A 26,919-nucleotide genomic window follows, 5' to 3' on the forward strand; every position below is an offset into this window, starting at 1 on the left:
ATGGCTTTCTGAATTTATGAAAAGCCTAGGAATGATATTCTTCTTCCAGCATACCAGAGCGATATGCGGATATGAGCAATTCCAAATCTTCGATTTTTGCCTTCATTTCCAATCCTTTATCTGTGTTGGAAATTTTCTTGCGGTTTAATTTATAATCTGTTACCACAATTTCAGAATGAATATCGGTTTCGTGCTCTACAGCATATTCTTTTGATACAAATTCTTCGTGCGCAATCAGCTTAATCTCATTGGAGTTAAATACCAACGTATATCCGGCAATTCCAGTGGTACTGTGATAGGCTTTAGAAAAACCGCCATCGATGATCAAGGCCCTTCCACCACATTTTATTGGTGATTCATTCTTCTTCACTGGCATATGTCCATTAATAATCTTTGCCTCTGGAGAGTGCAATCCGAAATCGTTCAAAATTCTTGTAACTACTTCGTCCTCTTCAATTAATTTGTAATAATAATCTTTCTTTTCCTCGTGCAGAGCGTGATCACTGAGAAAGTAACGTTCAAAGGTAGCCATCTTTTCTTTACCATATACAGGAGAATTTTCGTTGGACCAGATATACCAGAGGATGTCTCTTCCATACGTGTAATCCGTATCCTCTTTTTGTCGGTAAAACCCTTTTCTTGCATAGTATTCCAACACATCATAGAGGTTTCGTCCAGAGTACTTGATTCCGTTTAATTCTACTTCACGTAAAGTACCATCTTCGTTCAATGGAACACATCCATGGAATAAAAGGTTATTGTTATATGTTAGATACAGACCACCTTTAGATAAAAGGAATCGAATGTGTTTTTGAAGCTTGTCACAATTTCGGAAGCTATATTCAAGACGCTCCATTAGCTGCGCTTCCTGTTCAGTTAGTTTGTATGGGTCCTTCGGATCGATGGTCGGAAAATTTTTATCCAATAATTCATACGTTTTACCTTGAATTTCGATAGTCCCATTCTCATAATTGATTTTGTCTAGTAATAGTCGATCATTCATTTTAAAATCGGGACGGCGCAGGATTAGTTGACCTTCCAATTTAAATTGAATAATAGTAATGGCTTTATGCATCTTCATATTCAGTTCTAACTCATTGGTATCGATGTCACCATTTTTCGTATCAATGGTAAAGCAGGTACAAGGATCATCCTTGTAAACATCAATGGCAAAATGGAGCAATGGAATCAGATTAATACCGTAGCCTTCCTCTATACAGCGAAGATTGTTATATCGTGCAGAAAGACGAATGACATTGGCGATGCAGGCAGGATGACCGGATGCAGCACCCATCCATACCACATCATGGTTTCCCCATTGAAAATCAACGGAGTGATATTTCATCAGTTCATCCATAATAATATGTGCTCCAGTACCACGATCAAAAATATCTCCGATGACATGTAAACGCTCAATACACAGGCGTTGAATGAGATAGGCCATAGAAATAATAAAATTATCTGCCTGTTCCAATTCAATAATGCTATCGACCAATTCTGTATAATAAGCTTTCTTATCTTCCACGCGGTTATTTTCACTTAATAGTTCTTCTAATGTATGACGATAAGAACTTGGAAGAGAGTCTCGTAGCTTGGAACGGCTATATTTGGTTAATGATTGTTTGCAGACTTCAATCATACGGTAAAGCATGATCTTATACCAATCATCCAGATCTGTCTGATCGTCGTACTGGGTTTTGATTTTCTTAAGTTTATCTTCAGGATAATAAATTAGGGCTGCCAGGCTTTTTTTGTCTGTGGCTGTTAAGGTATTCCCATAAACATCCTGAATCTTTCCCTTTACTGCTCCTGAACCGGTTCGAAGGGTATGTAGGAACAGCTCATGTTCCCCATGTAGATCAGATACAAAATGCTCTGTTCCTTTGGGCAGATGCAACAGAGCACGCAGATTGATTACTTCTGTAGATGCTTTTGCAATATTGGGATACTGTTTAGCAAGACTTTTTAGATACTTCATTTTTAACGGTTTCATAAATTACTCCTTTTTACTAGAAAATTTGTCGATACGTTCTAATGCGGTTACATATTTCATCTGGTATAATTCTAATTTTCTATCATATTCCATTTTCTCCTGTTTCCAAGATAATTGCAAGTCTTTTTGTTGCTCTAATAAAGCCTTTTCTAAATCAAAGGAATATTTTTCTTTTTCCAGCTCTAATTGACGATTCATTTTTTCTATTTCCTGTTCGTGAATCTGTTGCTGCAGATTGATCTGATTGGATAATGAGGTTTTTTCCTGATTGATCTGTGCCAGTTGACTTTCCAGTTCGCGAATCTTCTTATCCTGCGTATGAGTTTCATCTAACTGGGTCTGCAGTTCCTTCTTCTGATGATTTAGTAAGGCAATCATATCATTCTTGTCCTGTACAGTCTGAGTTAATTGGGAGATGATGGACTGAAAATTTTCCTTCTCATGTTGAAAAAGATCTTTTGTCTGATCCAAATGAAGTTGTATGGTTTGGCAGCTTTCTTCTTTTTCTTCCAGTTTCTCTGCCAACTGATTGCGCTCTTTTTGCAAATATATGATCTGTCGATCTTTGGTATCCAACGTGGTTTGGATTCCAGCCTTTACACGTTCTTCTGCATCTTCATTCATTTGCAGGGATTGGATAAACATCTTCAGCAGCGTATTGATATGCATCTGGAAGTTTTCGATTTCCATCTTGCGTTCTCCCAAAATAGTTTTTCCCTGTTCTAATTCATATAAGTGTATTAATGTAGAAAAGCACTGACCTTGATTTTCAAAATTTTCCTGTGCGATCTGTCTGAATTTCTCGTAAGATTCGTCGCTGGTACGTATGGTCCGGCCTTTTAATGATTCTTTATTTGATTCACCCATGCCCATTCCTCCTTTTATAAGAAAATTATATCAAAAATTTTCGTAGATTACAACGTATTACGTAATGTATTACGTTGTAATCTAATGTAATACAAGCGGAAAATAAACATGAATTTAATTATGTAATAACAAGAAAAAGAGAGGAGTCTCATAAAAAATCATCTTTTATGAGACTCCTCTCTTTCATAGATTATTTGGAATGATATCCATAATGAACACTGACATATTGCCGGCCATAGGCGGCATCCGCTTTCATCTGTCTGGATAGTTCTTCTAGTCCTGAAAATTTCATCTCTGGACGCTTGTAATGAAGGAATTGTACTTCGATTACTTCTCCATAAATATTTTGGTCAAAATCAAATATAAAGGTTTCTACTCCTGTGATTTCATAATCCTCTACGGTTGGTTTTGTACCAATATTCGTAATTCCATAGTATTCATTATTCTTATAAATAATTCTGGTCACATAAACACCTTTTGGAGGAAGTAGTTTATGTGGATCTGGAAACTGATTAGCCGTAGGCAGGCCGATCAAAGAACGCCCTATGGCATTTCCATGCACTACTTTAGAAATAATACTGTAGGGCTCATTTAAAAAATCATTGGCTGCTTCCAAATTTCCTTCCTGAAGATACTTCCTGATCAAAGTGCTGCCAGCCTTTTCGCCATGAACAGTGCATTTAGGCACGACAACCAGTTTGTATCCATATTTTTCAGACAGCTGTGTTAATACTTCGACATTTCCCTGGCGTTTATAGCCAAATCCAAAATCGAATCCGACTACGATTACTTTCACATCTAGTTTTTCTACTAAGATATTCCTTACAAAATCTTCTGGACTTAACTGAGAAAATTCTTTTGTGAACGGATGCTCGATCAGTACATCCAAAGAAGTTTTCTGAAGTTTATAACAGCGTTCACTTTTGGTATAGATTGTTCGTTCACGTTTACCTTTAATGACCAGTTTTGGAGGTCTGTCAAAGGTAAACATAACGCTTGTATAGCCATTTTTCTTTTTATAATGGTCTAATTCATCTAAAAGCAGCTGATGTCCTTTATGAAGTCCTTCAAATTTTCCAAGTGCTACAACTGTATTCTTGTAATGAAAATCGGTTGTATTTTTAATGTATTCCATTGTTTTTGACTCCTAATGAAAAGTTTCCATATCAAAAAACAGTTTTATTGGCTTTAATCGTCCTTTCTGATGAGAATAAATACCAATAAAATGTTCCTTATCATCGTAAACTCTTACTTTTTCTCCTGAAATTTTTGTTTCTACTCGAATTGGATTTCCATTATAGAGCAGCTTATTCATACTAGAAGGAATCACAACTGCGGGATAATGGAGGAACATATGATCAATGGAAATCATGATCATGTTCACATCGCCATTTTTTTTGATATGTTCAATTTCATCCAATCGATAAGAGGTCGCATGTTTAAATCCGCATGCCTCTGTACGGATCAATGCTTTCATACATCCACCACAGGAAAGTTTTGCTCCGATGTCACGACATAGACTGCGGATATAGGTTCCTTTGCTACAACGCACGGTCATCACCACTTCTGGAAGATTCATAGAAAGTATCTGAATCTCATGGATGGTAATTGGACGAGGTTCCCGGTGAATTTCCTTTCCTTGTCTTGCTAGTTCATATAATTTTTTTCCGTTTACTTTTAAAGCGGAATACATCGGCGGAACCTGCATGATCTCACCTTGGAAAGAAAGAATCGCTTCGGTTACTTCTGCTTCCGTGCAGGATACGGGTGATTGTTTCAGAATTGTTCCGGTCATATCCTCTGTATCCGTTTCCGTTCCCAACAACATGGTTACCTGATATGTTTTATCAGTATTTTCGATCATATCGCACAATTTTGTTCCTTTTCCAAGACAAATTGGAAGGACACCCTCTGCTTCGGGATCTAAAGTTCCAGTATGACCAATTTTCTTCTGACCAAGAATCCCACGCAATTTTGCAACTACATCGTGGGAGGTATATCCTTTTTCTTTGTATACATTTATAATTCCGTTTAACAATCTGATTCCACCTTTAGCTGTTTTTCAATATATGGCAGCAGATTATTGATAATGTCTCTGGAAGTACCATTCATAGTACAGCCAGCTGCCTTGATATGCCCACCACCGCCAAATATTGCAGCAATCTTACTCACATCTACATAATCATTGGATCGCATACTGATCTTAAATTCACATGGCTGTAACTCGTATCCAAAGATTGCAACCTCGACTCCTTCCGTAATGCGGAGCTGATCAATAATTCCACCCATATCTGCACTGGTCACTCCATAAAGATCCTGCCATTTTTTTGTAACGAAAGAATAGATCACTTTTTCATCTAAGATTAATGCACTTTCTAAAAGGGCATATCCTAAAATCTGGTTTTGCGCATAAGTCTTTCGATAAAATGTATCATCGATAATATGAGAAGTATTGACTCCTTTTTCAATCAGTTCACCAGCAATACACATGGTCTCTTTCGTTGTATTACTGTGCTTGAATACACCAGTATCATGTACGATTCCGGTATAAAGACATTCTGCACAGGCCAAAGTAATCAGTTCATCCTCCATCAGTAGATATAAAAGCTGGCAGGTTGCACTGGCTCCAGGATCAACGATGTCATTATCACAAAAGCCATGATTGCTGATGTGATGATCAATACAGATGGTTTCTCCTGCATTCTCATATAAAGGGAGAAAAGGCTGAATTCTACTGGCTTCACTACAATCTAAGATAATACAAAGATCATATTTGATTTCTTCCTCAAGCTGATTTTTTACATAGGAGCAGCCATTTAAAAAATGAAACTCCTTCTGTATAGGCTCCAAATAGACGTCCACGCTTTTGTCTGGATAATTGTCCTGTATGTAATTGTAAACACCAAGACAGGCTCCAACACAGTCGCCGTCAGGACGAATGTGTCCTGTGACGGCAATGTGTTTTGCCTGTTCCACTGCTCTGATAAAAGCATTCATATTAGCAAAACTCCTTACTCCTGATTTAATTCATCAATTCTTCTTGACATAGATACTCCATATTCTATGGATTGATCTAAGATGAATATGATTTCTGGCGTATTTCGAAGATTGATAGAATGCGCCAATTCTCTTCGGATAAATCCTGCAGAGCTTTTTAATCCGGCAATTGTATTCTCCTGAGCTTCTTTATTCCCAAGAACACTAATATAGGCTTTGCACTGTTTTAAATCTGGAGCTACTTCTACAGTAACAACAGAGGTCATAGGTGCAATTCTTGGATCTTTCACTTCTCGACTGATGATCCTACTCAGTTCGCGCTGTACTTCGCCGTTAATTCTTGTGTTTTTAATACTGTTCTTTCTCATAAATACCTCCTTGAGAGAGGGAATCCTAATTGCTATCTTGGAACTTCTTCCATGATAAAGGATTCAATCTGGTCTCCCTCTTTGATATCATTATATTTTTCAAATACAAGACCACATTCATATCCTGCTCTAACTTCCTTTACATCATCGTTGAAACGTTTTAAGGATGCCAGTTCTCCTTCAAAAATAACGATTCCATCACGAACAATACGTGCTTTTGAATTCCTGAAAATAGAGCCGTCCAGTACGTAGGTACCAGCGATGGTTCCAACACCAGATGCACGGAAGGTCTGACGGACTTCTCCATGTCCGGTTACTTTTTCTTCAAATACAGGATCCAGCATTCCTTTCATAGCAGCTTCGATATCTTCGATAGCATTATAAATAACGCGGTAAAGACGTAAATCCACGTTTTCTCGTTCTGCTACTGTCTTAGCAGTATTATCTGGACGAACGTTAAATCCGATAATAATGGCGTTAGAAGCGGAAGCTAACATAACGTCAGACTCATTGATTGCACCAACACCACCATGGATAACTTTTACGGTTACTTCTTCGTTGGATAATTTTACAAGACTTTGTTTGACTGCTTCTACAGAACCCTGTACATCTGCTTTTACAACTAAGTTTAATTCTTTTACACTTCCAGCCTGAATCTGATTAAACAGATCATCTAAAGATAATTGTGATTTTGTATTTTCTAATAATTTTTCACGGTTATATGCAACAAATGCTTCGGCAGTCGTTCTTGCTTCTTTTTCATTGTCCATTGCCATACAGATTTCACCGGCAAATGGAACGTCATTTAAACCAAGGATTTCAACTGGTGTAGATGGACCTGCAGTTTTTACTCTGCGTCCCTTATCGTCAACCATGGCACGAACGTGTCCATAGGTATTACCGATGGCAATACTGTCTCCTACGTGAAGAGTACCCTTCTGAACAAGCACTGTGGCAACTGGCCCACGCCCTTTATCGAGTTCTGCTTCAATTACGATACCTCTTGCCTTACGATTTGGATTTGCCTTTAATTCCAATACTTCTGCTGTTAAAAGAATCATTTCCAAAAGGTCATCGATACCTTCTTTTGTATGAGCGGAAACTGGAACAAAGATGGTGCTTCCACCCCAGTCTTCTGGAATTAATTCATATTCCGTTAATTCCTGTTTTACTCGTTCTACATTGGCGCTTTCTTTGTCAATCTTGTTGACAGCTACGATAATTTCAACACCTGCAGCTTTTGCATGGTTGATGGCTTCTACTGTCTGAGGCATTACACCGTCATCGGCAGCAACAACTAAAATTGCAATATCTGTTGACTGTGCACCTCTCATTCGCATGGAAGTAAAAGCTTCGTGACCAGGTGTATCTAAGAAAGTAATCTTCTGTCCTGCATTTTCCACAACAGAAGCACCAATATGCTGTGTGATTCCACCTGCTTCACCGCTGGTTACGCTAGTGGAACGGATGGCATCCAGAAGAGAGGTTTTTCCATGGTCTACGTGTCCCATAACACATACAACTGGAGGGCGTTCTTCTAAAGTTTCCTCTGGATCTTCTTCATCTTTGATCAGCTCTTCAATAACATCAACCTGTTCTTCTTTTTCTACGATAACATCATATTCCATTGCAATTTCTTCTGCACGCTCAAAGTCCAGTTCGGTATTCAGATTGACAAGACCACCGCCACTTAATAACAGTTTCTTGATGATATCATTGGCAGGAACTTTGATTGCCTCAGCAAGTTCTTTTAAAGTTAAGATTTCTGGAATCTTTGCAAACTCTACTTTTTCTTCTACTTTCTTTACTGGCTCTGGCTTGATGAATGCGCCTGGCCCTGTTTTTTTCTTTTTCTTTTGTGATTTATTGTCCATATTGTTATTCTTAAATTTATTTTTCTTTTTAAACTTATTATTACCTGAATCTTTTTGAACATCCTTACCATTTTGGTTTGGATTGTTTTTATTTTTCTTTTTAAATCCTTTTTTTCCATCACTGTTGTTTTCACCACTTTTTGGCTGCTGCCCTTTGTTCGGATGCTGAGTGGCATTCCCATTTGCATTGGAACGTTTTCTATTATCCGGACGTCGTTCCGGTTTTTTATTATTTTTTTGCTGTTCCGATTTCTTTTCTTCTTTTTTCTTTGGTGAAAAATGTTCTTTTACTTTATTTGCATCGCTGTCTGAAATGGAACTCATGTGGTTTTTAACTTCTACTCCATGTCCTTTTAACACAGTAATCACATCCTTACTGGTTTTATTTAAATTTTTTGCAAGTTCATATACTCTCATCCAGTTTTCTACCTCCATATTTTCCATTAAATCTCAAGCTTTTTTAGCATGCTCTTGGAAAAACCCGGATCCTCAACAGAGAGTGAGGCTCTGAAGCCTTTTCCAATGCATTGGCCAAGCTCATCTTTAGTTCCAAAATATATGAGCGGAACCTGATAATAGTCACACATATTACCAAACATCTTCTTTGTATTATCCGATGCATCTTCCGCGACAATTACAAAATAGGAATGACCAGATTTTACAGACTTTTCGACACAGAATTCTCCACTGGCGATTTTTCCTGCTTTCATCGCCAGGCTTAATAGAGAATAAATGCTTTTTTTATTCAATATTGTCCAACTCCTCTTTTAGAGAGTCATAAATCTCTGAGGGAATAGCTGCCTTTAAAGAGCGTTCCAGACTTCTGGATTTGATTGCTTTCTCCAGACACTCTCTGGAATTACAGATATAAGCACCACGGCCATTCTTCTTTCCAGTCGCATCCAGTATAATCTGTCCATCAGAGGTTTTAATGACTCTGATCATTTCTCGTTTTGACACCATATTATGGCAGCCCACACACTGCCGCATAGGTACTTTTTTCATAAGAATTACTCCTCGTCTAATGCGATATCTTCCATATCGTTTTCATCGAAATTAATAAATTCTTCTGATACATTTTCCTCAGCTACGCTGATATCTTCCATTTGTTCTGCCTCTTCTTCTGCCTGAGATTCACTCTTAATGTCAATTTTAAATCCAGTCAGACGAGCAGCCAGTCTTGCATTTTGTCCTTCTTTTCCAATGGCAAGAGAAAGCTGATAATCAGGAACGACAACTCTTGCGGTTTTTTCTTCTTCATTTACAGATACGGAAATAACCTTAGATGGGCTTAATGCGTTTTCAATCAATACTTCTGGATCCTCACTCCAGTTAATAATATCAATTTTTTCCCCTTTTAAGTCGTTTACGATGGCATTTACACGAGCACCGTTTACTCCTACACAGGCACCAACTGGATCCACATCTTCATTGTTAGACCATACAGCAATCTTTGTACGAGAACCAGCTTCTCTTGCAATACTCTTAATCTCTACAGTACCATCATGAACTTCAGATACTTCTTTTTCAAATAAACGTTTCACTAACTCTGGATGAGTTCTGGAAACGAGGATTCGAGGTCCTTTGTTCGTATCCTTTACTTCAATAATATAGAGCTTGATTCGTTCGGTTGGTTTGAATACTTCACCCTTTACCTGTTCATTTTTTGTCAGGAGAGCATCTGTCTTATCATCTAAGCTGATGCTGATATTATCACCAATATAACGTTGAACCACACCAGTTACGATATCTTTTTCTTTACAATGGAAGTGGTTAAAGATTACTTTTCGTTCCTCTTCCTTGATTTTCTGTACAATCACGCTTCTTGCATGCTGAGCAGCAATACGTCCAAAGTTCTTTGGTGTGATTTCAATATTCACAATATCTCCAAGATTATATCCTGGATTGATCGCCTGTGCTTTGGCAAGACTGATTTCCAAGGCAGGATCCAGAACTTCTTCTACCACTTCCTTTTCTGCCAGTACAACCATGTCTCCAGTTTCTCTGTCAATAGAAACCTTTACGTTATCCGCTTTTCCAAAGTCTCTTTTGCAGGCTGCTACCAGGGAAGCTTCAATTGCTTCCATAATTACTTCTTTATCAATATCTTTCTCTTTTTCTAATTGATTTAAAGCTTCGATTAATTCACTCATTGTAAAAATATCCTCCTAAAAGTTTAAAGCTAATCGAATAAGTGCTAAGTCTCTGCGAGCAAATGTCTGTTCTTCTCCATCAATATCCAGTGTAATAGTATCTTCGGTATATCCGGTCAGAACACCTGTAAATTCTTTTTGTTTATCTATTGCTTTGTATAATTTGATATCGATCTCTTTTCCTACGCTGCGTTTAAAATCTTTTTCCTTTTTTAATGGACGCCCCAGTCCAGGAGAGCTTACCTCTAAGATATACGCATCCGGAATGAAATCCTCTTCATCTAATTTTGCTTCTAAAGCACGGCTGATGGTAACGCAGTCATCAATGTTGATTCCGCCCTCTTTGTCAGCATAAATACGCAAATAATAGTTAGAACCTTCTTTCACGTATTCCACATCGACCAATTCAAAATTACCTTCTTCGATAATCGGCATTACCATTGATTCAACACGGCTTTCGATATCTGCACGTTTTGCCAATGAAATTCCACCTTTCTTTGTTCGAGTCCGCCTTGTGGGACATTTCTTAGAAACACTGGATATCTACGAATATCCATGTAACGAATAAGAGTGGACTCCTAAAAGCCCACTCTTATTAACTACCATATATTAACTTCCCATATAGTATAGCACAGAAAAAATTAAATTACAACACTTATTTTGCATATACATAAAATTCTTTCTGATCATCTAAGCGTAGGCATGAGAGCTTTCCTCCAAATTTTTTTGCAAATACTGCTCCAGTATCAATTCCAATCAGGTTCTTCCCTTTTGGTTTCCATATATGGACAGTGATTTCCTCATCAATGATACGGGACATCATCGGAGTATGTCCAAAGACAATGGTCTTTCCAGGAATCCCATCGCCAAAATAGAACTCGTTACGGGCCCAAATACAAAATTCATCCGGGTCCTTTCCTGTTTTAAGAATCTCTTCAGTGATTCCTGCATGCACCAGAACATAATCGATACCTCCTACCGTTACTTCTTTGTACAAAGGAAGCTTTGGTATCCAGGTCAATAGTCGGTTTAATTCCGTTGCAGAAAACTGACTGAAGTAAAAGGTATAATAATCGGGATCCGGGTAGGAGGCGAACATATCCTCATGGTTTCCCTTTAACATAATAACATGTTCTGATTCATGTTTCCATACCCAGCGGACCATTTCTGGAACTTTTGGGCCCCGATCCATGATATCACCCAATATATATAATGTGTCCCGCGTTTCATCAAATTGAATCTTATCAAGCATTTCAAGAAACATGTCATAACATCCGTGAATATCACTGATTGCATAGATTGACATGAAACCACCTCCTTTTAGTGTGGATATACAGTTTCTCTTATTATAAGAAATCAAAGGATAACTGATCAGATTCCGGCAGATCCTTTAAAATTCCTAATTCTTTCATTTTATCAACAATGGTCTTACTTACTTTGGTTCTGTCGCGGAAGTTTTCCAAAGAAGTATACGGGCCATCTTTGGCAGCCAGCATAGCCTGCTCTGCAGCCTTTTCACCCATGCCGTCAATACTGCTTAGAGACGGCATGATCTTTCCATCAATGATCTGAAATTCTTTATCTCTTGCACGATAAATATCCAAAGGCATAAATTCAAAGCCTCTGGCATACATTTCCTGTACAATTCGCATATCGCGGATTAGATCCTGTTCCTTCTTTGTAGTCTGATCTTTCGGCATTTTTAAAAGTGCATTTAAATGTTCTTCCAGCTTTTCTTTACCAAGACACATATATTCATAGGAAAAGGCGGAAGCCCGAATGCTGAAAAATGCCGTATAATAGGCCAATGGATGGAAAACCTTGTACCAGGCAATCCGCCATGCCATCATAACATAAGCAGCAGCGTGTGCTTTAGGGAACATGTATTTGATTTTTTTACAGGACCAGATATACCAGTCCGGTACATCAAATTTCTTCATTTCTTCTTCCCATTCTGGCTTTAATCCTTTTCCTTTTCGTACGGATTCCATAATGGTAAAAGAAAGTCCCTTTTCCATTCCCTGATTGATCAGATAGGTCATAATATCATCACGGGTACAGATACAACCGGAAATCTCTGCTTTTCCCTGTTCGATCAAGGCCTGTGCATTACCAAGCCATACATCTGTACCATGAGAAAGACCAGAAATACGGATCAGATCGGAAAAGCTTTTTGGCTTTGTATCAATTAACATCTGAATAACAAAATCCGTACCAAATTCCGGAATACCAAGAGAGCCAAGGGGGATTCCACCAATATCGTCTGGTGTAATACCAAGTGCCTTTGTACTATGGAACAATGACATAACATCGGGATCATCCAGAGCAATGGTAGTTGCCTTAATCCCGGTAATATCCTCCAAACGGCGGATCATGGTCGGATCATCATGGCCCAGAATATCAAGCTTCAGCAGGTTATGGTCAATGGAATGATATTCAAAATGAGTTGTAATGATCGGAGTGTTAACATCATTTGCCGGATGCTGGAGAGCTGTAAATTCATAAATTTCACGGTCATGGGGTACTACAATAATACCTCCAGGATGTTGGCCGGTTGTTCGCTTTACACCGGTACAGCCGACTGCAATTCGATTCAGTTCACATTGTCTTTTATGAATTTCTCTTTCCTCAAAATATTTGTAGACATATCCTTTTGCAGTTTTTTCTGCCAGGGTACCGATGGTTCCAGCACGAAAAGCTTTTCCTTTTCCGAAGATTACCTCCACATAGGCATGGGCCTTTGCCTGATAATCTCCTGAGAAATTTAAGTCAATATCTGGTTCTTTATCTCCTTTGAATCCGAGGAAGGTTTCAAAAGGAATATCATGTCCCTCTTTATTCAGTGGATGCCCACATTTTGGACATACTGCATCTGGCATATCACATCCGGACATCCCCTTTTTGGCATAGGGTTTTACTTTATCAGAGTCAAAATCCACGTAATAACAGTTTGGACAAATATAATGTGCTTGTAATGGATTTACTTCCGTAATTCCTGCCATGGTTGCGGCAAAGGAGGATCCAACGGATCCACGGGAACCAACCAGATATCCATGATCTACAGAATCCCATACCAGACGCTGTGCAATGATATACATAACGGCGAATCCATTGGATATAATGGAATGAAGTTCTCGTTCCAAACGTTCCACAACAATTTCAGGAAGATCTGGTCCATAGATTTCATGGGCTTTGGTATAACAAATATCGCGGAGCTGCTCATCCGATTTGTCGATGACGGGCGGACATTTATCCGGAAGCACCGGGGAAACTCTTTCAATGCGATCTGCAATCAGGTTTGTATTGGTAATCACTACTTCTTTTGCTTTTTCACTTCCAAGATAGGAGAATTCTTTTAGCATCTCTTCTGTCGTACGAAAATAAAGAGGTGCCTGATTGTCAGCATCTTTAAATCCTTTCCCTGCCATCAATATTCTTCGATACAGTTCATCTTCCGGGTCCAGGAAATGAACATCACAAGTAGCAAGTACTGGTTTGTTAAATTTTTCGCCAAGTTCTATGATCTTTCGATTTAGATTTTCGATATCTTCTATAGAGTTGACATTCTCAATCCGGTCACTTTCGATCATAAAGGCGTTGTTGCCAGTAGGCTGAATTTCCAGATAATCATAGAAGCTGACAATTCTTGCAATTTCTTCATCGGAACGGTCATCGAGCAGTGCCTGATATAATTCTCCAGCTTCACAGGCAGAGCCAAGAATCAGGCCTTCCCGATATTTTTGAATCAAACTCTTAGGCATTCTTGGCCGTCGATTGAAATATTCCAGGTGAGAGGCAGAAACCAAACGGTTTAGATTGATCCGTCCGGTTTCATTCTGTATCAGAATAATTCCGTGATATGCCCTGGATTTTTTTATGATATCTGGAGAAACTGCCCCCAGTTCATTGATTCCTTTCAGATCATAAATTTCTTTTTCCTGCAACATTTTTATAAATTCTAAAAATACCTTTGCAGTGGCACCTGCATCGTCCACCGCCCGGTGGTGATTTTCCAGTTTAATATTCAATCGTTTGCATACATTGTCCAGTGTAAATTTAGCAATATCCGTAAGCAAAACTCTTGCCAGTGGAAGAGTGTCCACTACGGTAAAGTCATATTCCAAGGATAGTTCAGTGGCTTTTTCTTTTATAAATCCTGTATCAAATACTGCGTTATGAGCAACCAGGATACATCCTTTACAAAACTCCATAAATTTCGGAAGAATTTCATGGAGTTTTGGAGCATCCTTTACCATATCATCGTTGATGCTGGTAAGCTGTTCAATCTTAAACGGAATTGGTATTTCTGGATTGATAAATTCACTGAAATAGGCAACTTCCTTTCCATTTTTTATTTTTACTGCGCCAATTTCGATAATCTTATCTTTTTTTGCATGAAAGCCGGTAGTTTCGATATCAAATACGACAAAATCGTCATCCAGTGTCTGGCCCTGTTCCCCTGTCACCAATTCCTTTAGATCATCGACGAAATAACCTTCCACACCATAGATGATCTTAAATGGATCATCCTTTGGAAGCACATGATTGGCAATGGGAAAAGCCTGAAGAACACCATGGTCCGTAATGGCAATTGCCTTATGTCCCCAGGATTTCGCCCGTTTAATAATTTTACCAATATCTACGACACTATCCATATCACTCATGACGGTATGCATATGCAGCTCTACTCGTTTTTCCAGACTGGTATCCTCCCGTTCCGTAACAAAGGAAGGAATGGACTTGATGCCAGTAACCGAAGTAATACTGACTTCGTGATCGAATTTATCATAAAGTGCCATCCCCTTCACCCGGTAAAAATTCCCTTTTACGAGTAGATCCAAAATATCCGGAAGATCCACATTTTTTACAAAGATCTTACATTTGATCGTATCTGTAAAATCAGTGATCGCAAACATGATAATGGTTTTTTCATTGCGGATTTCTCTGGTCTCCAATTCTAAAATTTTACCACGGATAACTACTTCACCAATTTCTTCTATGATTTCGGATATAGGAATGGTATCTCCATCACAATTTCGTCCATAGATCAGGTTCGGATCATTATGGTTGGCACGCCTCTGCTGATAGGTGCTTCCAGAAGATTTTTTACTTTGTTTTTTCTCCTTTTCTTCCAGATGTTCTCGATTGTCCTTCACACGTTCAAAAATAGATTCCGCTTCTACAGCCAGTTTATGATCTCGTTCCCTGCGAAAGGCTTCACTGTCTGCGCTTTGATAATCAAAGCCAATCTGAATTCTCATTCCAAAACGTTCCCGATAAATGGTTTCATAGAATTCTTTCATCTCCTCCGCCTTGCTCTTAGTCAAAAAGCTATCCTCCAGTACGAGAGTCAGTACATCTTCATCTACATGCCAAGCCGCATGGCGCATGATATTATAAAGAAGCAGACTTTTTCCTTTCCATTCAAAAAGAAAGCTGTCCCAGTATTCCTGAGTCAGCTTTTCTAAATCATATTGACTGGATAATGAATAGGTCTCATGAAAACGTATTTTAATATATGCTTTTTTAAAAAAAGTCTCCCTGATGCATTGTTCCATCTTCCAGGTGTAAAAACGCTTAATCAGCCTGGAACTGACCATATGGATCATCAAAGTATTGGATTTTCGATGCATCACGATTCGTTCCACTGAAACGTATTCAAAATAGCTTTTTAATTCGGATGGCGGTTCAAAATCAGGAAACACTTCAAAAAAAGGTTTCATTTAATTTTCACCCCAATGTTCTAATTCATATCGTAATGTCTGAAGCAACTGATCTTCTGGAATTTTTCGGATGATTTCTCCTTTTTTAATCAAAAGTCCTTCACCAATTCCTCCAGCAATACCAATATCCGCCTCTTTTGCTTCACCAGGTCCATTGACCACGCAGCCCATAACAGCAACCTTGATGTTTAGATGGTCAAAATCTGTTACCATGGTTTCTACCTGATTCGCAAGTGAGATCAGGTCAATATTGGTTCTTCCACAAGTCGGACAGGATACAACTTCGATTCCTCCTGTACGGAGTCCCAATGTTCTTAAGATTAGTTTTGCACTGGCAATTTCATTGACAGGATCCCCTGTTAAGGAAACGCGAATCGTATCGCCAATTCCCATATGAAGGATAATGCCAAGTCCAATAGCAGATTTAATGTTACCACTATATACAGTACCTGATTCGGTGATTCCTACATGGATTGGATATGAAATTTTAGGTGCAATCAGCTCGTGAGCCTTGGCACACATTAAGACATCGGAAGATTTAATACTGACAACCAGATTATCATATCCCATGTCCTCAATCAGTTTTACTTTATCCAATGCGCTTTCTACGATGCCTTCGGCAGTAACTTTACCGTATTTTTCAATAATTGATTTTTCCAAGGAGCCACTGTTGACACCAATACGAATCGGGATCCCATATTCTTTTGCTTTCTCTACAACTGCCTGTACTTTATCGACAGATCCGATATTACCAGGATTGATTCGTATCTTATCAGCTCCGTTTTCAATAGCTGCAATGGCCATTTTGTAATCAAAGTGAATATCTGCTACAAGAGGAATATGAATTTGCTTTTTAATTTCTCCAATCGCTTTTGCAGCCTCCAGAGTTGGTACAGTGCAGCGAATGATCTCGCATCCTGCACGCTCCAGCTTTAAAATTTGATCTACTGTTGATTCTACATCTTCTGTTTTTGTATTTGTCATAGACTGGATCAGGATAGGATTGCCTCCACCGATGACCCGGTCTCCAATTCGAATAACCTTTGTTTGATTTCTATGATTCATACGCACCTCATAATTATAAAAAACGAATGAATAGTGTCCGAATGTCTTTCACCATAACTAGCAGCATAATTGCGAGTAGAAGCATTAATCCGACATAGTGGATCTTGCCTTCTTTATCTGGATCCATAGCTTTCCCACGGATGCCCTCTATCAGAAGAAACACCAATCTTCCGCCATCTAATGCTGGTATCGGAAGCAGGTTCATAACGCCTAGATTGGCACTTAATAAGATGGTCAGGCTTAGCATAGATTCTAAGATGACCAACCAGCCATAGCTCTGTGCCTGAGTATAGGTGTCTCCGATCATGGACACAATACCTACCGGTCCGGATATATCATTTAATCCAAATTGCCCCATGATAAGCTGTTTTAAGCTGATGACAGTAACCTTGATCTGGCATCTGACTTCATAAATGCTATATTGAATTGTTTTCAAAGGATTCAGCTTTTGATAACCACTGCTTTGAATCCCAATTCGATAACTGCCAATTTCCTTATCATAAACAGGTGTTACCGAAGTTGTATATTCCTCCCCATCTCTTTTATATTCAACATCAAAGGAATGCCCCTTTCCTTCCAGCATGAGATAGTAACTGATTTCTCGAAAATTGTGTACACGAGAATCTGCAATCTTTGTAATCTCATCTCCTTTTTTCAATCCAGCTTCATAAGCAGGAGAATTTGGTTCTACCCTACTTAAAACAGGGACATCACTGCCTGTCAGACTGATCAAAACCAGAGAGAGAACAAATGCCATAATAAAATTAAAGAATGGTCCAGCAAAAACAACAGACATTCGCGCAGGAACAGATTTGTTGCCAAAAGCTCGTTCATCTGGACTTTCCTCATCCTCGCCAGTCATCATACAGGCACCACCAAAAGGAAGCAGTTTCAGACTATAAAAAGTCTCTCCTATCTGTTTTCCGATGATGGTAGGTCCCAATCCCAGACAAAATTCTTCAACACGAATACCGTTTTTCTTAGCAAGAAGAAAATGTCCCAGTTCATGAAATAAAATGATGGCGCCAAATATAAAAAATGCAATAATGATCTTCAAAAAATATTACCTGCTTTCTTTCCAAGTTATAATGTTGCACCTGTCAGCATTGCGATCAACAGATACACAATTGGTGCGACGATAATAATGCTGTCAAATCGATCCAGAATTCCTCCATGGCCTGGAATTAATGTGCCATAGTCTTTAATATCAAAATTACGTTTGATAGCAGATGCAGCCAGATCACCGATCATGGATATTACGCCTCCTACAACACATACAATAGGGAAAATCACCATTGGATTAAAGTCAAGGCGTAATTTATTTGCAATCAAGAATCCATATAGTACACCTAACAAAGCTGTTCCTACAAGTCCGCCGATAGCACCCTCGATGGTTTTTTTCGGGCTTAATAATGGTGTCATCTTATGCTTTCCAATTAACATTCCTGTACAGTAGGCAAAGGTATCCGTTCCCCAGGCCGCAAGGAAAATCAATACTACAAATTCTCCTCCATTTGGAAGAATTCGCAGCTGATAGATGTAAGACATCATAATGCTGACATAGATAAGGCTGAAAAAGGATGCCATCAGCTGATGTGCATGATATTTTGGATAGCAGAATACGTAGCATCCCAATAAAAAGATCAGTACTGCGATCAGGAATGTAAATCCCCAGTTTCCTACATTAAATAGTAACATTAGGTAATATAATATAGTTGCACAATAGACAATGACTGCCATTGCAGATTTTTCCATTTGAAAGATTCTTAGTAATTCATTCACACCAATTAGTGAAATCATGGTCAGGACAGCAAATGTTACAACTCCACCAAAATATAAAGTTGCGACGGTAGCTACCAGCAGTAAAATACCGCTAAATAATCGTAATTTAAACATGTTATCACTCCTATACTGCGCCAAATCGGCGGTCTCTTCCGTTATAATATTCAATGGCCTTTACGAGTTCTTCTTTGTTAAAATCAGGCCAAAACACATCTGTAAAATAAAATTCTGTATAAGCTAGTTGCCATAGCAGATAATTAGACAGGCGAACTTCTCCACTGGTACGAATCAACAGGTCTGGATCTGGTAAGTCACTAGTGTCAAGATAATGTGCAAAAACGTCTTCAGAGATTTCATCTGGTAAAATATCTCCGTTCTTACAGTCTGTCATCAGCTTTCTCATGGCACGAATCATTTCATCCCGGCTTCCATAGTTGATTGCAATGGTAAAATTAATACCAGTATTTTGGCTGGAAATTTCTTCTAGTTCCTGGATTTTTTCCTGAATAGAAGGTTCCAATCCGGTTTTATCTCCAATCACACGTACACGCATATTATTTTTATTGGCACGTTTGATGCAGTTCTTCAGATAATCTTTTAACAGTTTCATTAACGCATCCACTTCGTCCTTTGGCCGTTTCCAGTTTTCAGTAGAAAAGGCATAGACGGTCAAATATTTTATTCCAAGATCGTGAGCATCTTCAATAATCTGCTCTACCGTTTTGGCTCCCTGAACATGCCCCATATTTCTTGGAAGCATTCTTTTCTTTGCCCAGCGACCGTTTCCATCCAAAATGATGGCAACGTGCTGAGGAATCTTAAGTTCTGACATCTCTTCCTCCTGTTCCTCTTATCAATGAACATCATAAAACAGGGTTGCCCAGTCATAAGGACACACCCTGTTTTTCAGTTGCTTTTCTCTTGTGTAAGACTAGACAGTCAAAATTTCTTTGGATTTCTTTTCGATTTCTGCATCGATCTGCTTGATGAATTTATCTGTCATCTTCTGAACATCTTCTTCGTAATCTTTTAATTCATCCTCGGTAATCTCACTTGCCTTATGTTGTTTCTTTAAGAATTCATTGGCATCTCTTCTGATATTACGAACGGCAACCTTTGCACTTTCGCCTTTTTTCTTTACATCTTTTACCAGGTCCTTACGACGTTCTTCTGTTAATTCAGGGAAATTTAAGCGAATGATCTTTCCATCGTTGTTTGGGTTGATTCCAATATCAGAACACATAATCGCTTTTTCAATTGGTTTTACCAGGCTTGCTTCCCATGGCTGAATGGTAATCATTCTTGCTTCTGGAACAGAAATATTAGCAACCTGCTGTAATGGTGTTGGTGCACCATAATAATCTACTTTAATTTTATCCAAAATGTGCGGATTGGCACGTCCTGCACGAATAGTAGAATATTCATTGATCAAGCTGTTTAAAGACTTTTTCATCTTTTCATCAAATTTTGTTAACATGGTTGTTCCTCCTGTATTTTCAATTTCTATGCATCAACATAAGTTCCATGAAACTCTCCGTTGAATGTATTCACAATACTATTATCCTCATTGAGTCCAAATACTGCCAGAGGCATCTGATTCTCCAGACACATGATCGTTGCCGTCAAATCGATAACTGCAAGCTTCTGATCCAATACCTCATCTAAAGTAATTCGGTCATATTTGATAGCATCTTTGTTTATTTTTGGATCACTGTCATAGACACCATCGATTGCCTTTGCCAGAAGAATGGCATCTGCTTTAATTTCAATTGCACGAAGGGCTGTTGCGGTATCAGTAGAAAAGTACGGATGTCCTGTTCCACCTGCAAAGAAAGTTACCATTCCCTGCTCCAGAGCCTCTACGGCTGCATCCTTAGAAAATACTTCTGCAAAAGAACCGCATACAAATGGAGTGAAAACTTTTGTCTTTAATCCTGTCTGACGACACATGTCTGCTACATAAATACAGTTCATAACAGTTGCCAACATTCCGATCTGATCCGCTTTGGTACGATCCATATGCTCGCTGGTGCGACCTCTCCAGAAATTTCCTCCGCCAATGACAATGGCAACCTGAACACCAGAGTCAACGACTTCCTTAATCTGCCTTGCAACATCAATACAAGTTGCTTCATCAAAACCTCTTTTATTCGGTCCTGCTAGTGCTTCTCCACTTAATTTTAAGAGGATTCTCTTCATGTCTTTTATATCTTTCATCTTACACCTCATCTAGATTCATTATTATCGATTATACCACAAACACCCAGAACAATCTAGTATACCCGTATTACGTTTGAAATTTTTTCAACAAGGGGCATGGTTTTTAAAATAGTAAGTGAATTAGTGATGTCCTTTTCTTTGACGTCATCTGTAATTACTACGATCTCAGCGTAATTATCTTTCTTATTCTTCTGGACAATTTTAGCAATGCTGACATGATTATTGCCAAATACACTGGCGATGCTGGCAAGTGTCCCTGCTCTGTCTTCTACACGAAGTCTTACGAAATAACGGCTTACGATTTCTGACATCGGTTTAATCGGAATGTTCTTATAGCAGGTACATGCAATCTGACCAGTACACTGATTCTGAATATTACGGGCTGTCTCGATAACATCTCCTACTACTGCGCTGGCTGTCGGCAATTCGCCCGCCCCACGGCCATAGAACATGGCATCATCAATTGCATCACCGTGAACGAAGACAGCGTTAAAAGAATCGTTCACAGATGCCAGGGGGTGATGCTTATCAATCAGCATCGGATGTACTCTTACTTCAATTCCATCTTCTGTATTCTTGGCAACACCTAATAATTTGATGACACAATCCATATCTTTTGCATATTCAATATCCTTCGCAGTAATTTCCGTAATACCTTCTGTATAGACATCTTCAAATGTCACTCTGGAATTAAAAGCAATAGATGCCATAATGGCAACTTTTCTGGCAGCATCTAATCCTTCCACGTCAGCAGTTGGATCTGCTTCTGCATAGCCTAAATCCTGCGCCAGTTTTAATGTCTCTTCAAAGCCAACGCCTTCATCTGTCATTTTACTTAAAATAAAATTGGTTGTTCCATTTACAATTCCAACGACCTCTGTCATATGATTAGCTGCAAGGCAATGCTTTAGAGGACGGAGAATTGGAATTCCTCCGGCAACAGATGCTTCAAACATTAAATCACATCCATTTGATTCTGCCAAATCCAATAACTCTTTACCGTGTTCTGCCATTAAATCTTTATTAGCAGTAACAACACTTTTTCCAGCCTGCAATGCTTCGGTAATATAAGTTTTGGCAGGTTCGATTCCGCCCATTACTTCTACAATAATATCAATGTCTTTATCGTTTACAATTTCTTCCCATTGATCCGTTAATAAAGAAGTATCAATACCATCTCGCTTCTTAGATGCATCTCTGACAAGAATTTTAGAGATGACCAGATTTCCTCCAATCTTGTGAATCATATCTTCTTCCAGATTTTTAATTACTTTATATACACCGGTACCTACAGTACCTGCGCCTAAAACGGCCAAATGAATGGTATCTTTCTTACCCATGGTAAACCTCCTAGTCTTTCTCTTTACAGTTTTGCGCATTTGTCTATAACTGCACTCTTTCTAAGATTATATATAACATTCATCTATAAAGTCAAGCACAGACTCATTGATTATCAAAGATGATGGTACAACCACTATTTTTCAGGATCAGTTTTGTTTCTTCTATATTATAATTGAGAATGATCGTTCCATCGACGATCTGCCAGTCACCTGGACATTCTTCGAAATTATCCATATCTATTCGAATCGTAATTTGATCTTTGGTCAGGTTGGTGATGGTTCCCGCCATTCCCGGATTACCAGCTTCATTATCGTAGAAGCTGATTTCTTCTTCATGGATATACAAATGCCAATATCCTGTATATTCTGTGCTGCCTACGATTCCATTCTCCTGTGCTTGGTAATCCCCATTCAGTCGGGCAATCTGCTCCTTATCTATACTGACACATCCACTTAAGATCAGAAAAATCAGAATACAAAGCATGGAAAAGTACAAATGTTTTTTCTTCATTACAAACCGCCTCCTTTTCTTTTATTTTACCATAGATTTCATGCTGATTCGAATGCAACAGGATTTACTTTTTCTTTTTTTTCAAGTATAATATTGACAGATTTATTATAAAGGAGAAGTTTTTATGGCAAAATTCACAAAACAGCAGATTACTGAAGTAAAAGCCCAGGGATTTTTAATTAACAGAGGCACGGAAAACTTTTCCGGCCGTATTGTTCCAAAGGGAACCACTTTTTCTTCTAAAGATTTAAAGACCATATCCGAAATTGCAGATCAATTTGGGAATGGGACCATAGCGTTTACCACAAGATTATGTGCAGAAATCGTCGGAATTCCATATGATCAAATTCCGGCTGCCAAGGAATATGCAGCTGCTCATGATTTATATTTTGGAGGTACTGGTGCTAAGATCAGACCAGTAACTGCATGTAAAGGCACTACTTGTATTTATGGCAATTACGATACGCAGGCTATGGCGCAAAAGATACATGAAGATTATTATATTGGTTGGAGTGATGTAAAGCTGCCTCATAAATTTAAAATTGCTGTCGGTGGATGTCCAAACAGCTGTATGAAGCCAGCCTTGAATGATTTTGGAATTGAAGGTCATAAAGTGCCTAAATATAAAGAAGATTTGTGTAAAGGCTGTAAAAAATGTCAGTGTGAAATCAATTGTCCATCAAAGGCAATTACAGTGGTAGATGGCAAGATGCATATTGATGAATCCAAATGCCTTACTTGCGGTGTATGTACTGGTAAATGCCCATTCCAGGCAGTTGCACACGAAAGTGAAACCTTATATCAGATTTACGTGGGAGGTACTTGGGGTAAGAAGACTCGTATGGGAACGAAATTATCCAAATTGGTAAGCTATGATGAAGTATTTCCACTCTTAGAGAAGACCATGCTCTGGTTTAAAGAAAATGCCAATGGTAAAGAACGATTAGGAATGGTTGTGGAACGATTGGGAAAAGAAAAGTTAGAGAATGACTTATTTAGCGAGGAACTATTAAATCGAAAAGAGGAAATCCTGGCAAAATAATCTTATATCAGAAGAGCAATAGAAAGCGGGAGTTTTTTACAATTCACCCGCTTTTTCCTTTTGCAAAAATGTCAACAGAAATTCTTCTGCCAGTGACCCATGGCGAATATTTTTCCGTGCTTCTTCGAAAGAAAACCAGTCTGCCCGATCTACCTCTTTTGTCATATGACTTAAATCTTCATTTTCAGCGACACAGTAGAAATTAAGCATCAACGTATTACTTTTTGCAAAATATTTACTTTTATTAAAGCCAATCTCGATGATATCTAACCCTACTTCTTCTTTAACTTCTCTTGCGACGGTATGCTCTGCAGATTCTCCTTTATTAATATAACCAGCTACCAGAATGTAAGAAGGTTTTCCATATTGCTGGATTAGCAGAATCTTATTCTTCTCTTTATTCAGTACCACCATGCTGCATGCGGTATTAAAAATTGGGAAGCGATATTCTTCACATTTGGTACAATATGGGATCATTCCTTCATTCTCTAAGTATTTTAACTGTAATTTATTTCCACATTCAATACAATATTTCATTGATTTTACTCCTTCTGACTTTTTTAAAGAAACATACACGTAGTCGTAATGGTAATTACAGAAAGAGCGGTTGTGATGACCGCTCCCTTTGCAGTCAATCGGTCATCCTGTTCGAATTGATCACGTACCATTGCCGGCATGTTCCCAACTGGTACTGCAACCATCAGTGCCATAGTTTTAAGAATGAGGGTATCTGAAATAAAAAGCTTTAAAACACAAACAAATGCAATTGGGAAAAGAGCAAATCGAAGAATGGTAAAAGCAAAAAATCTTCGATCATTGATCATGTCTCTAGGACTCATATCCGACAATGAAATTCCAATTACCAATAGAGCCAGTAAAGTTGCCGGTTGTCCCGCATAACTGCAAAAGCTTTGTATCTGAACTGGTACTTGAATATCGAACCAGAATATAAGTATAGTTATAATACAAGCAACTGTTCCAGGGTTCAGCATTTTTTTCAACTGACTTCTTATTGTCACACCTTCTATATCACTGGTAATAATCCAGAATCCATATGTATAAAAGAACATATTGTAGCAAAGATTAAAGATTGCTACATAAATCAAGGACTGTGGACCAATCAAGGCTTGTGCCACTGGTATTCCGATAAAACCACAATTTCCAAATATGGTCATCAAATGATAATCCCCCTGTTGCTTTCTTGGTACCCTTAATACCATATTAACAATATATCCAAGGATAATCAGCACAACATAAACAGCTATGCCATAAAAAAAGAATCTGACCAGTGAATCTTTTCCGACTTGAGAGTCTTGATTTAATACACTCATAATCAGTTGCATAGGGCTACAGATATTTACAACAATGCTGGATAGATCTTTGGAAGATGTCCGTGAGATAATTTGCTTTTTCGATAAAAACATACCTATTAGCATTAGGGCAAAGATGATCAGCATTTGACTAAATACAATTTCTGCACTCATGTGTTATTCCTCCATATAAATTCTTTCTATGATTGATTACGATCCTCACGGAGTATTTTTATGGAATAGGAAAAGAAATTTCCTATTCCACAAAAAAGGGGCACGAAACGCACCCCTGCTAATTCTAAAACAAAATAGAAATCTTTGTCAATTCTAAATATAATCAATTCGAAAAATTTTTCGGAATAATGCCATTTCTCGTTGAGGAATCTTCATCTCCTGAAGCTGTTTGGTAATCTCAGAAAGATTTTTAAAATGTTCTTCATGATTTTCATCCAATAAAGATAAGGTATAGTCTCCAAATTCCATCGCAATCTTTCCAGCAGGCACTCTGGTGTTGTGAAGCATGTTATAAAAAATAACTGCCACCAGTATTTCTTCTGGATTATCCACCTTAAGCTGGGTGATATATGGAACAAGAGAGTGATAGATTTCCATCAGATGAATGATGTAAGGTGTATTGGTGTCCAGACAGATCCGGTCACGATATACTTCTGCTGCAAACTGAAATGCCTGTTCAATTAAAAGAGCTGCCTTTTGAACGCGGATTTTATAATCCGGGAATAAAGGAATCAAATTTGCCTGAATCAACATATCATATCGTTTTTTTACAGAAAGAAGATCTGTTTCCTCGTACTTCCGATAAAAATCATAATAACCGCAATATAAATCTTCACCTAGATTACACGGACATATCTTACAATATTTACTCATAGAAGAAGGCAAGATTTTATTCAAGGAACGACAGTAAAAATTACCTTTTGTATCGGTATCTGCCCATCGTCTTCGATATTCATACATAATCCGTTCTTCTTCTTTTAATTCTTCTGCAGCCAATATATGCTGTTTAAAATCGACCGCTTTCTTAATACGTACAATAAACTTATCCTTCGCCATACGATTCGGATGTCCTACATGAAAAATCTGATATTGTTTTACTAATTCTTTGTGTTTCCGAATGATAGAGGCTACGATATCATCTGTTGTTAAAATTATCTGTATAGATGGAAATTCCTTTAGGATCAATTCCAGAAAATGAAAGCCTTCCTCACCTTCCTTCTCCGTAATATTCCGTCTCATAGGATAATTTCCCTTTTCATGGACATAAAATGGGAATATATTCCATAAGAGAATATGCTCCATCTCATTTTCTAGTCCGGTCCATAAGATTCCAGATACTCTTTCTTTTTCTGGTTCGTTCTTTTCTTCGTCATCATTTATGATTGCGTATCCCAGTTCATCTTTTTGCTGTAACAATGAAACATCTTCGTTACTGACATAATATTCATCAGTAAATGGAATTCCAGTCTTTCTACCACCGTGAAAAACAGGTGAAGTTCCCACCAAAATTGCTTTTGGCTTCATAGCCTTAATAGTTGTAAGGTATACATCTAAGTTTTTTGCTTTCAGCGGTTCCTGGTAAATATTGTCTACTACATCTGAACTTGAATATTTTTGCAAATCGTAAATCATATTTGTTGAATAATCCAAGTTGTAATC

25 protein-coding genes are annotated in these 26,919 nt (G+C 38.2%); 1 reads left to right on the top strand and 24 read right to left on the bottom strand.

Features of this window, described 5'->3' with window-relative positions; all coding sequences use genetic code 11:
- Positions 1 to 25 precede the first annotated feature (25 nt).
- The 21 genes from BHF69_RS04495 to BHF69_RS04595 all read right to left on the bottom strand — a co-directional run bounded on the left by BHF69_RS04495 (position 26) and on the right by BHF69_RS04595 (position 22,893).
- The gene (locus BHF69_RS04495; RefSeq protein WP_075669887.1) at positions 26 to 1,993 is read right to left on the bottom strand and encodes a fructose-1,6-bisphosphatase; all 1,968 of its coding nucleotides are present in this window, start codon (positions 1,991 to 1,993) and stop codon (positions 26 to 28) included.
- A gap of 3 nt (positions 1,994 to 1,996) precedes the next feature.
- The gene (locus BHF69_RS04500) at positions 1,997 to 2,860 is read right to left on the bottom strand and encodes a hypothetical protein (protein ID WP_075669888.1); all 864 of its coding nucleotides are present in this window, start codon (positions 2,858 to 2,860) and stop codon (positions 1,997 to 1,999) included.
- Positions 2,861 to 3,050: 190 nt separating this feature from the next.
- On the bottom strand, positions 3,051 to 3,995 hold the full coding sequence (locus BHF69_RS04505) for a bifunctional riboflavin kinase/FAD synthetase (protein WP_075669889.1): 945 nt from the start codon (positions 3,993 to 3,995) through the stop codon (positions 3,051 to 3,053).
- A 12-nt stretch (positions 3,996 to 4,007) separates the two neighbouring features.
- The gene (gene truB, locus BHF69_RS04510; RefSeq protein WP_075669890.1) at positions 4,008 to 4,898 is read right to left on the bottom strand and encodes a tRNA pseudouridine(55) synthase TruB; all 891 of its coding nucleotides are present in this window, start codon (positions 4,896 to 4,898) and stop codon (positions 4,008 to 4,010) included.
- Complete coding sequence (locus BHF69_RS04515) at positions 4,892 to 5,857, bottom strand: DHH family phosphoesterase (RefSeq protein WP_075669891.1); 966 nt, start codon at positions 5,855 to 5,857, stop codon at positions 4,892 to 4,894. The genes truB and BHF69_RS04515 overlap by 7 nt, the downstream gene beginning before the upstream one ends.
- A gap of 14 nt (positions 5,858 to 5,871) precedes the next feature.
- On the bottom strand, positions 5,872 to 6,225 hold the full coding sequence (gene rbfA / locus BHF69_RS04520) for a 30S ribosome-binding factor RbfA (protein WP_075669892.1): 354 nt from the start codon (positions 6,223 to 6,225) through the stop codon (positions 5,872 to 5,874).
- 32 nt (positions 6,226 to 6,257) lie between these two features.
- On the bottom strand, positions 6,258 to 8,516 hold the full coding sequence (gene infB, locus BHF69_RS04525) for a translation initiation factor IF-2 (protein WP_242946115.1): 2,259 nt from the start codon (positions 8,514 to 8,516) through the stop codon (positions 6,258 to 6,260).
- Positions 8,517 to 8,542: 26 nt separating this feature from the next.
- Positions 8,543 to 8,848 (bottom strand): ribosomal L7Ae/L30e/S12e/Gadd45 family protein, encoded by a 306-nt coding sequence (locus BHF69_RS04530; protein WP_330393065.1) that lies wholly within the window; start codon positions 8,846 to 8,848, stop codon positions 8,543 to 8,545.
- Entirely contained in the window at positions 8,841 to 9,104 is a 264-nt protein-coding gene (gene rnpM / locus BHF69_RS04535) for an RNase P modulator RnpM (protein ID WP_075669894.1), read from the bottom strand. Before rnpM ends, BHF69_RS04530 begins: the two co-directional genes overlap by 8 nt.
- 5 nt (positions 9,105 to 9,109) lie before the next feature.
- A complete protein-coding gene (nusA, locus tag BHF69_RS04540) occupies positions 9,110 to 10,252 on the bottom strand; it encodes a transcription termination factor NusA (RefSeq protein ID WP_075669895.1) in 1,143 nt (380 codons plus the stop codon).
- 15 nt (positions 10,253 to 10,267) lie between these two features.
- Complete coding sequence (gene rimP, locus BHF69_RS04545) at positions 10,268 to 10,732, bottom strand: ribosome maturation factor RimP (RefSeq protein WP_075669896.1); 465 nt, start codon at positions 10,730 to 10,732, stop codon at positions 10,268 to 10,270.
- Between the two features lie 175 nt (positions 10,733 to 10,907).
- Positions 10,908 to 11,558 (bottom strand): metallophosphoesterase, encoded by a 651-nt coding sequence (locus BHF69_RS04550; RefSeq protein WP_075669897.1) that lies wholly within the window; start codon positions 11,556 to 11,558, stop codon positions 10,908 to 10,910.
- A gap of 40 nt (positions 11,559 to 11,598) precedes the next feature.
- Positions 11,599 to 15,975: a PolC-type DNA polymerase III gene (locus BHF69_RS04555; RefSeq protein ID WP_075669898.1), complete on the bottom strand. Its 4,377-nt coding sequence runs from the start codon at positions 15,973 to 15,975 to the stop codon at positions 11,599 to 11,601.
- On the bottom strand, positions 15,976 to 17,040 hold the full coding sequence (ispG, locus tag BHF69_RS04560; RefSeq protein ID WP_075669899.1) for a flavodoxin-dependent (E)-4-hydroxy-3-methylbut-2-enyl-diphosphate synthase: 1,065 nt from the start codon (positions 17,038 to 17,040) through the stop codon (positions 15,976 to 15,978).
- A gap of 13 nt (positions 17,041 to 17,053) precedes the next feature.
- Positions 17,054 to 18,097 carry an RIP metalloprotease RseP gene (gene rseP, locus BHF69_RS04565; protein WP_075669900.1) on the bottom strand — a complete coding sequence of 348 codons (1,044 nt, stop codon included), beginning with the start codon at positions 18,095 to 18,097 and terminating at the stop codon, positions 17,054 to 17,056.
- A gap of 26 nt (positions 18,098 to 18,123) precedes the next feature.
- Positions 18,124 to 18,936: a phosphatidate cytidylyltransferase gene (locus BHF69_RS04570; RefSeq protein WP_075669901.1), complete on the bottom strand. Its 813-nt coding sequence runs from the start codon at positions 18,934 to 18,936 to the stop codon at positions 18,124 to 18,126.
- 10 nt (positions 18,937 to 18,946) lie between these two features.
- Positions 18,947 to 19,654 carry an isoprenyl transferase gene (locus tag BHF69_RS04575; protein WP_075669902.1) on the bottom strand — a complete coding sequence of 236 codons (708 nt, stop codon included), beginning with the start codon at positions 19,652 to 19,654 and terminating at the stop codon, positions 18,947 to 18,949.
- A gap of 99 nt (positions 19,655 to 19,753) precedes the next feature.
- Positions 19,754 to 20,299: a ribosome recycling factor gene (gene frr / locus BHF69_RS04580; protein ID WP_075669903.1), complete on the bottom strand. Its 546-nt coding sequence runs from the start codon at positions 20,297 to 20,299 to the stop codon at positions 19,754 to 19,756.
- A 26-nt stretch (positions 20,300 to 20,325) separates the two neighbouring features.
- Entirely contained in the window at positions 20,326 to 21,021 is a 696-nt protein-coding gene (gene pyrH / locus BHF69_RS04585; protein WP_075671677.1) for a UMP kinase, read from the bottom strand.
- Positions 21,022 to 21,095: 74 nt separating this feature from the next.
- The gene (locus tag BHF69_RS04590) at positions 21,096 to 22,382 is read right to left on the bottom strand and encodes a homoserine dehydrogenase (RefSeq protein WP_075669904.1); all 1,287 of its coding nucleotides are present in this window, start codon (positions 22,380 to 22,382) and stop codon (positions 21,096 to 21,098) included.
- A gap of 103 nt (positions 22,383 to 22,485) precedes the next feature.
- Positions 22,486 to 22,893, bottom strand: a complete 408-nt coding sequence (locus BHF69_RS04595) for a hypothetical protein (protein WP_075669905.1) — start codon at positions 22,891 to 22,893, stop codon at positions 22,486 to 22,488.
- 124 nt (positions 22,894 to 23,017) lie between these two features.
- On the opposite strand from BHF69_RS04595, the gene BHF69_RS04600 reads away from it, so the two are divergent.
- Positions 23,018 to 23,935: a 4Fe-4S binding protein gene (locus BHF69_RS04600; protein WP_075669906.1), complete on the top strand. Its 918-nt coding sequence runs from the start codon at positions 23,018 to 23,020 to the stop codon at positions 23,933 to 23,935.
- A 36-nt stretch (positions 23,936 to 23,971) separates the two neighbouring features.
- On the opposite strand, the gene BHF69_RS04605 is transcribed toward BHF69_RS04600, so the two are convergent.
- The 3 genes from BHF69_RS04605 to BHF69_RS04615 form a co-directional block, all read right to left on the bottom strand.
- The gene (locus BHF69_RS04605; protein ID WP_075669907.1) at positions 23,972 to 24,472 is read right to left on the bottom strand and encodes an NAD(+) diphosphatase; all 501 of its coding nucleotides are present in this window, start codon (positions 24,470 to 24,472) and stop codon (positions 23,972 to 23,974) included.
- Positions 24,473 to 24,495: 23 nt separating this feature from the next.
- Positions 24,496 to 25,419: an AEC family transporter gene (locus BHF69_RS04610; RefSeq protein WP_075669908.1), complete on the bottom strand. Its 924-nt coding sequence runs from the start codon at positions 25,417 to 25,419 to the stop codon at positions 24,496 to 24,498.
- A 153-nt stretch (positions 25,420 to 25,572) separates the two neighbouring features.
- The gene (locus tag BHF69_RS04615; RefSeq protein WP_075669909.1) at positions 25,573 to 26,910 is read right to left on the bottom strand and encodes a hypothetical protein; all 1,338 of its coding nucleotides are present in this window, start codon (positions 26,908 to 26,910) and stop codon (positions 25,573 to 25,575) included.
- Positions 26,911 to 26,919: the final 9 nt, after the last annotated feature.

Source organism: Anaerostipes sp. 992a (assembly GCF_001940245.1).
Taxonomy (GTDB): domain Bacteria; phylum Bacillota; class Clostridia; order Lachnospirales; family Lachnospiraceae; genus Fimousia.

What these genes read in the sequence shown, in the direction of transcription:
- BHF69_RS04495 (WP_075669887.1), bottom strand. Translation starts at nt 1,993, where the DNA reads ATGAAACCGTTAAAAATGAAGTATCTAAAAAGTCTTGCTAAACAGTAT.
- BHF69_RS04500 (WP_075669888.1), bottom strand. Translation starts at nt 2,860, where the DNA reads ATGGGTGAATCAAATAAAGAATCATTAAAAGGCCGGACCATACGTACC.
- BHF69_RS04505 (WP_075669889.1), bottom strand. Translation starts at nt 3,995, where the DNA reads ATGGAATACATTAAAAATACAACCGATTTTCATTACAAGAATACAGTT.
- BHF69_RS04515 (WP_075669891.1), bottom strand. Translation starts at nt 5,857, where the DNA reads ATGAATGCTTTTATCAGAGCAGTGGAACAGGCAAAACACATTGCCGTC.
- rbfA (WP_075669892.1), bottom strand. Translation starts at nt 6,225, where the DNA reads ATGAGAAAGAACAGTATTAAAAACACAAGAATTAACGGCGAAGTACAG.
- infB (WP_242946115.1), bottom strand. Translation starts at nt 8,516, where the DNA reads ATGAGAGTATATGAACTTGCAAAAAATTTAAATAAAACCAGTAAGGAT.
- rnpM (WP_075669894.1), bottom strand. Translation starts at nt 9,104, where the DNA reads ATGAAAAAAGTACCTATGCGGCAGTGTGTGGGCTGCCATAATATGGTG.
- nusA (WP_075669895.1), bottom strand. Translation starts at nt 10,252, where the DNA reads ATGAGTGAATTAATCGAAGCTTTAAATCAATTAGAAAAAGAGAAAGAT.
- BHF69_RS04550 (WP_075669897.1), bottom strand. Translation starts at nt 11,558, where the DNA reads ATGTCAATCTATGCAATCAGTGATATTCACGGATGTTATGACATGTTT.
- BHF69_RS04555 (WP_075669898.1), bottom strand. Translation starts at nt 15,975, where the DNA reads ATGAAACCTTTTTTTGAAGTGTTTCCTGATTTTGAACCGCCATCCGAA.
- ispG (WP_075669899.1), bottom strand. Translation starts at nt 17,040, where the DNA reads ATGAATCATAGAAATCAAACAAAGGTTATTCGAATTGGAGACCGGGTC.
- BHF69_RS04570 (WP_075669901.1), bottom strand. Translation starts at nt 18,936, where the DNA reads ATGTTTAAATTACGATTATTTAGCGGTATTTTACTGCTGGTAGCTACC.
- BHF69_RS04575 (WP_075669902.1), bottom strand. Translation starts at nt 19,654, where the DNA reads ATGTCAGAACTTAAGATTCCTCAGCACGTTGCCATCATTTTGGATGGA.
- frr (WP_075669903.1), bottom strand. Translation starts at nt 20,299, where the DNA reads ATGTTAACAAAATTTGATGAAAAGATGAAAAAGTCTTTAAACAGCTTG.
- pyrH (WP_075671677.1), bottom strand. Translation starts at nt 21,021, where the DNA reads ATGAAGAGAATCCTCTTAAAATTAAGTGGAGAAGCACTAGCAGGACCG.
- BHF69_RS04590 (WP_075669904.1), bottom strand. Translation starts at nt 22,382, where the DNA reads ATGGGTAAGAAAGATACCATTCATTTGGCCGTTTTAGGCGCAGGTACT.
- BHF69_RS04595 (WP_075669905.1), bottom strand. Translation starts at nt 22,893, where the DNA reads ATGAAGAAAAAACATTTGTACTTTTCCATGCTTTGTATTCTGATTTTT.
- BHF69_RS04600 (WP_075669906.1), top strand. Translation starts at nt 23,018, where the DNA reads ATGGCAAAATTCACAAAACAGCAGATTACTGAAGTAAAAGCCCAGGGA.
- BHF69_RS04605 (WP_075669907.1), bottom strand. Translation starts at nt 24,472, where the DNA reads ATGAAATATTGTATTGAATGTGGAAATAAATTACAGTTAAAATACTTA.
- BHF69_RS04610 (WP_075669908.1), bottom strand. Translation starts at nt 25,419, where the DNA reads ATGAGTGCAGAAATTGTATTTAGTCAAATGCTGATCATCTTTGCCCTA.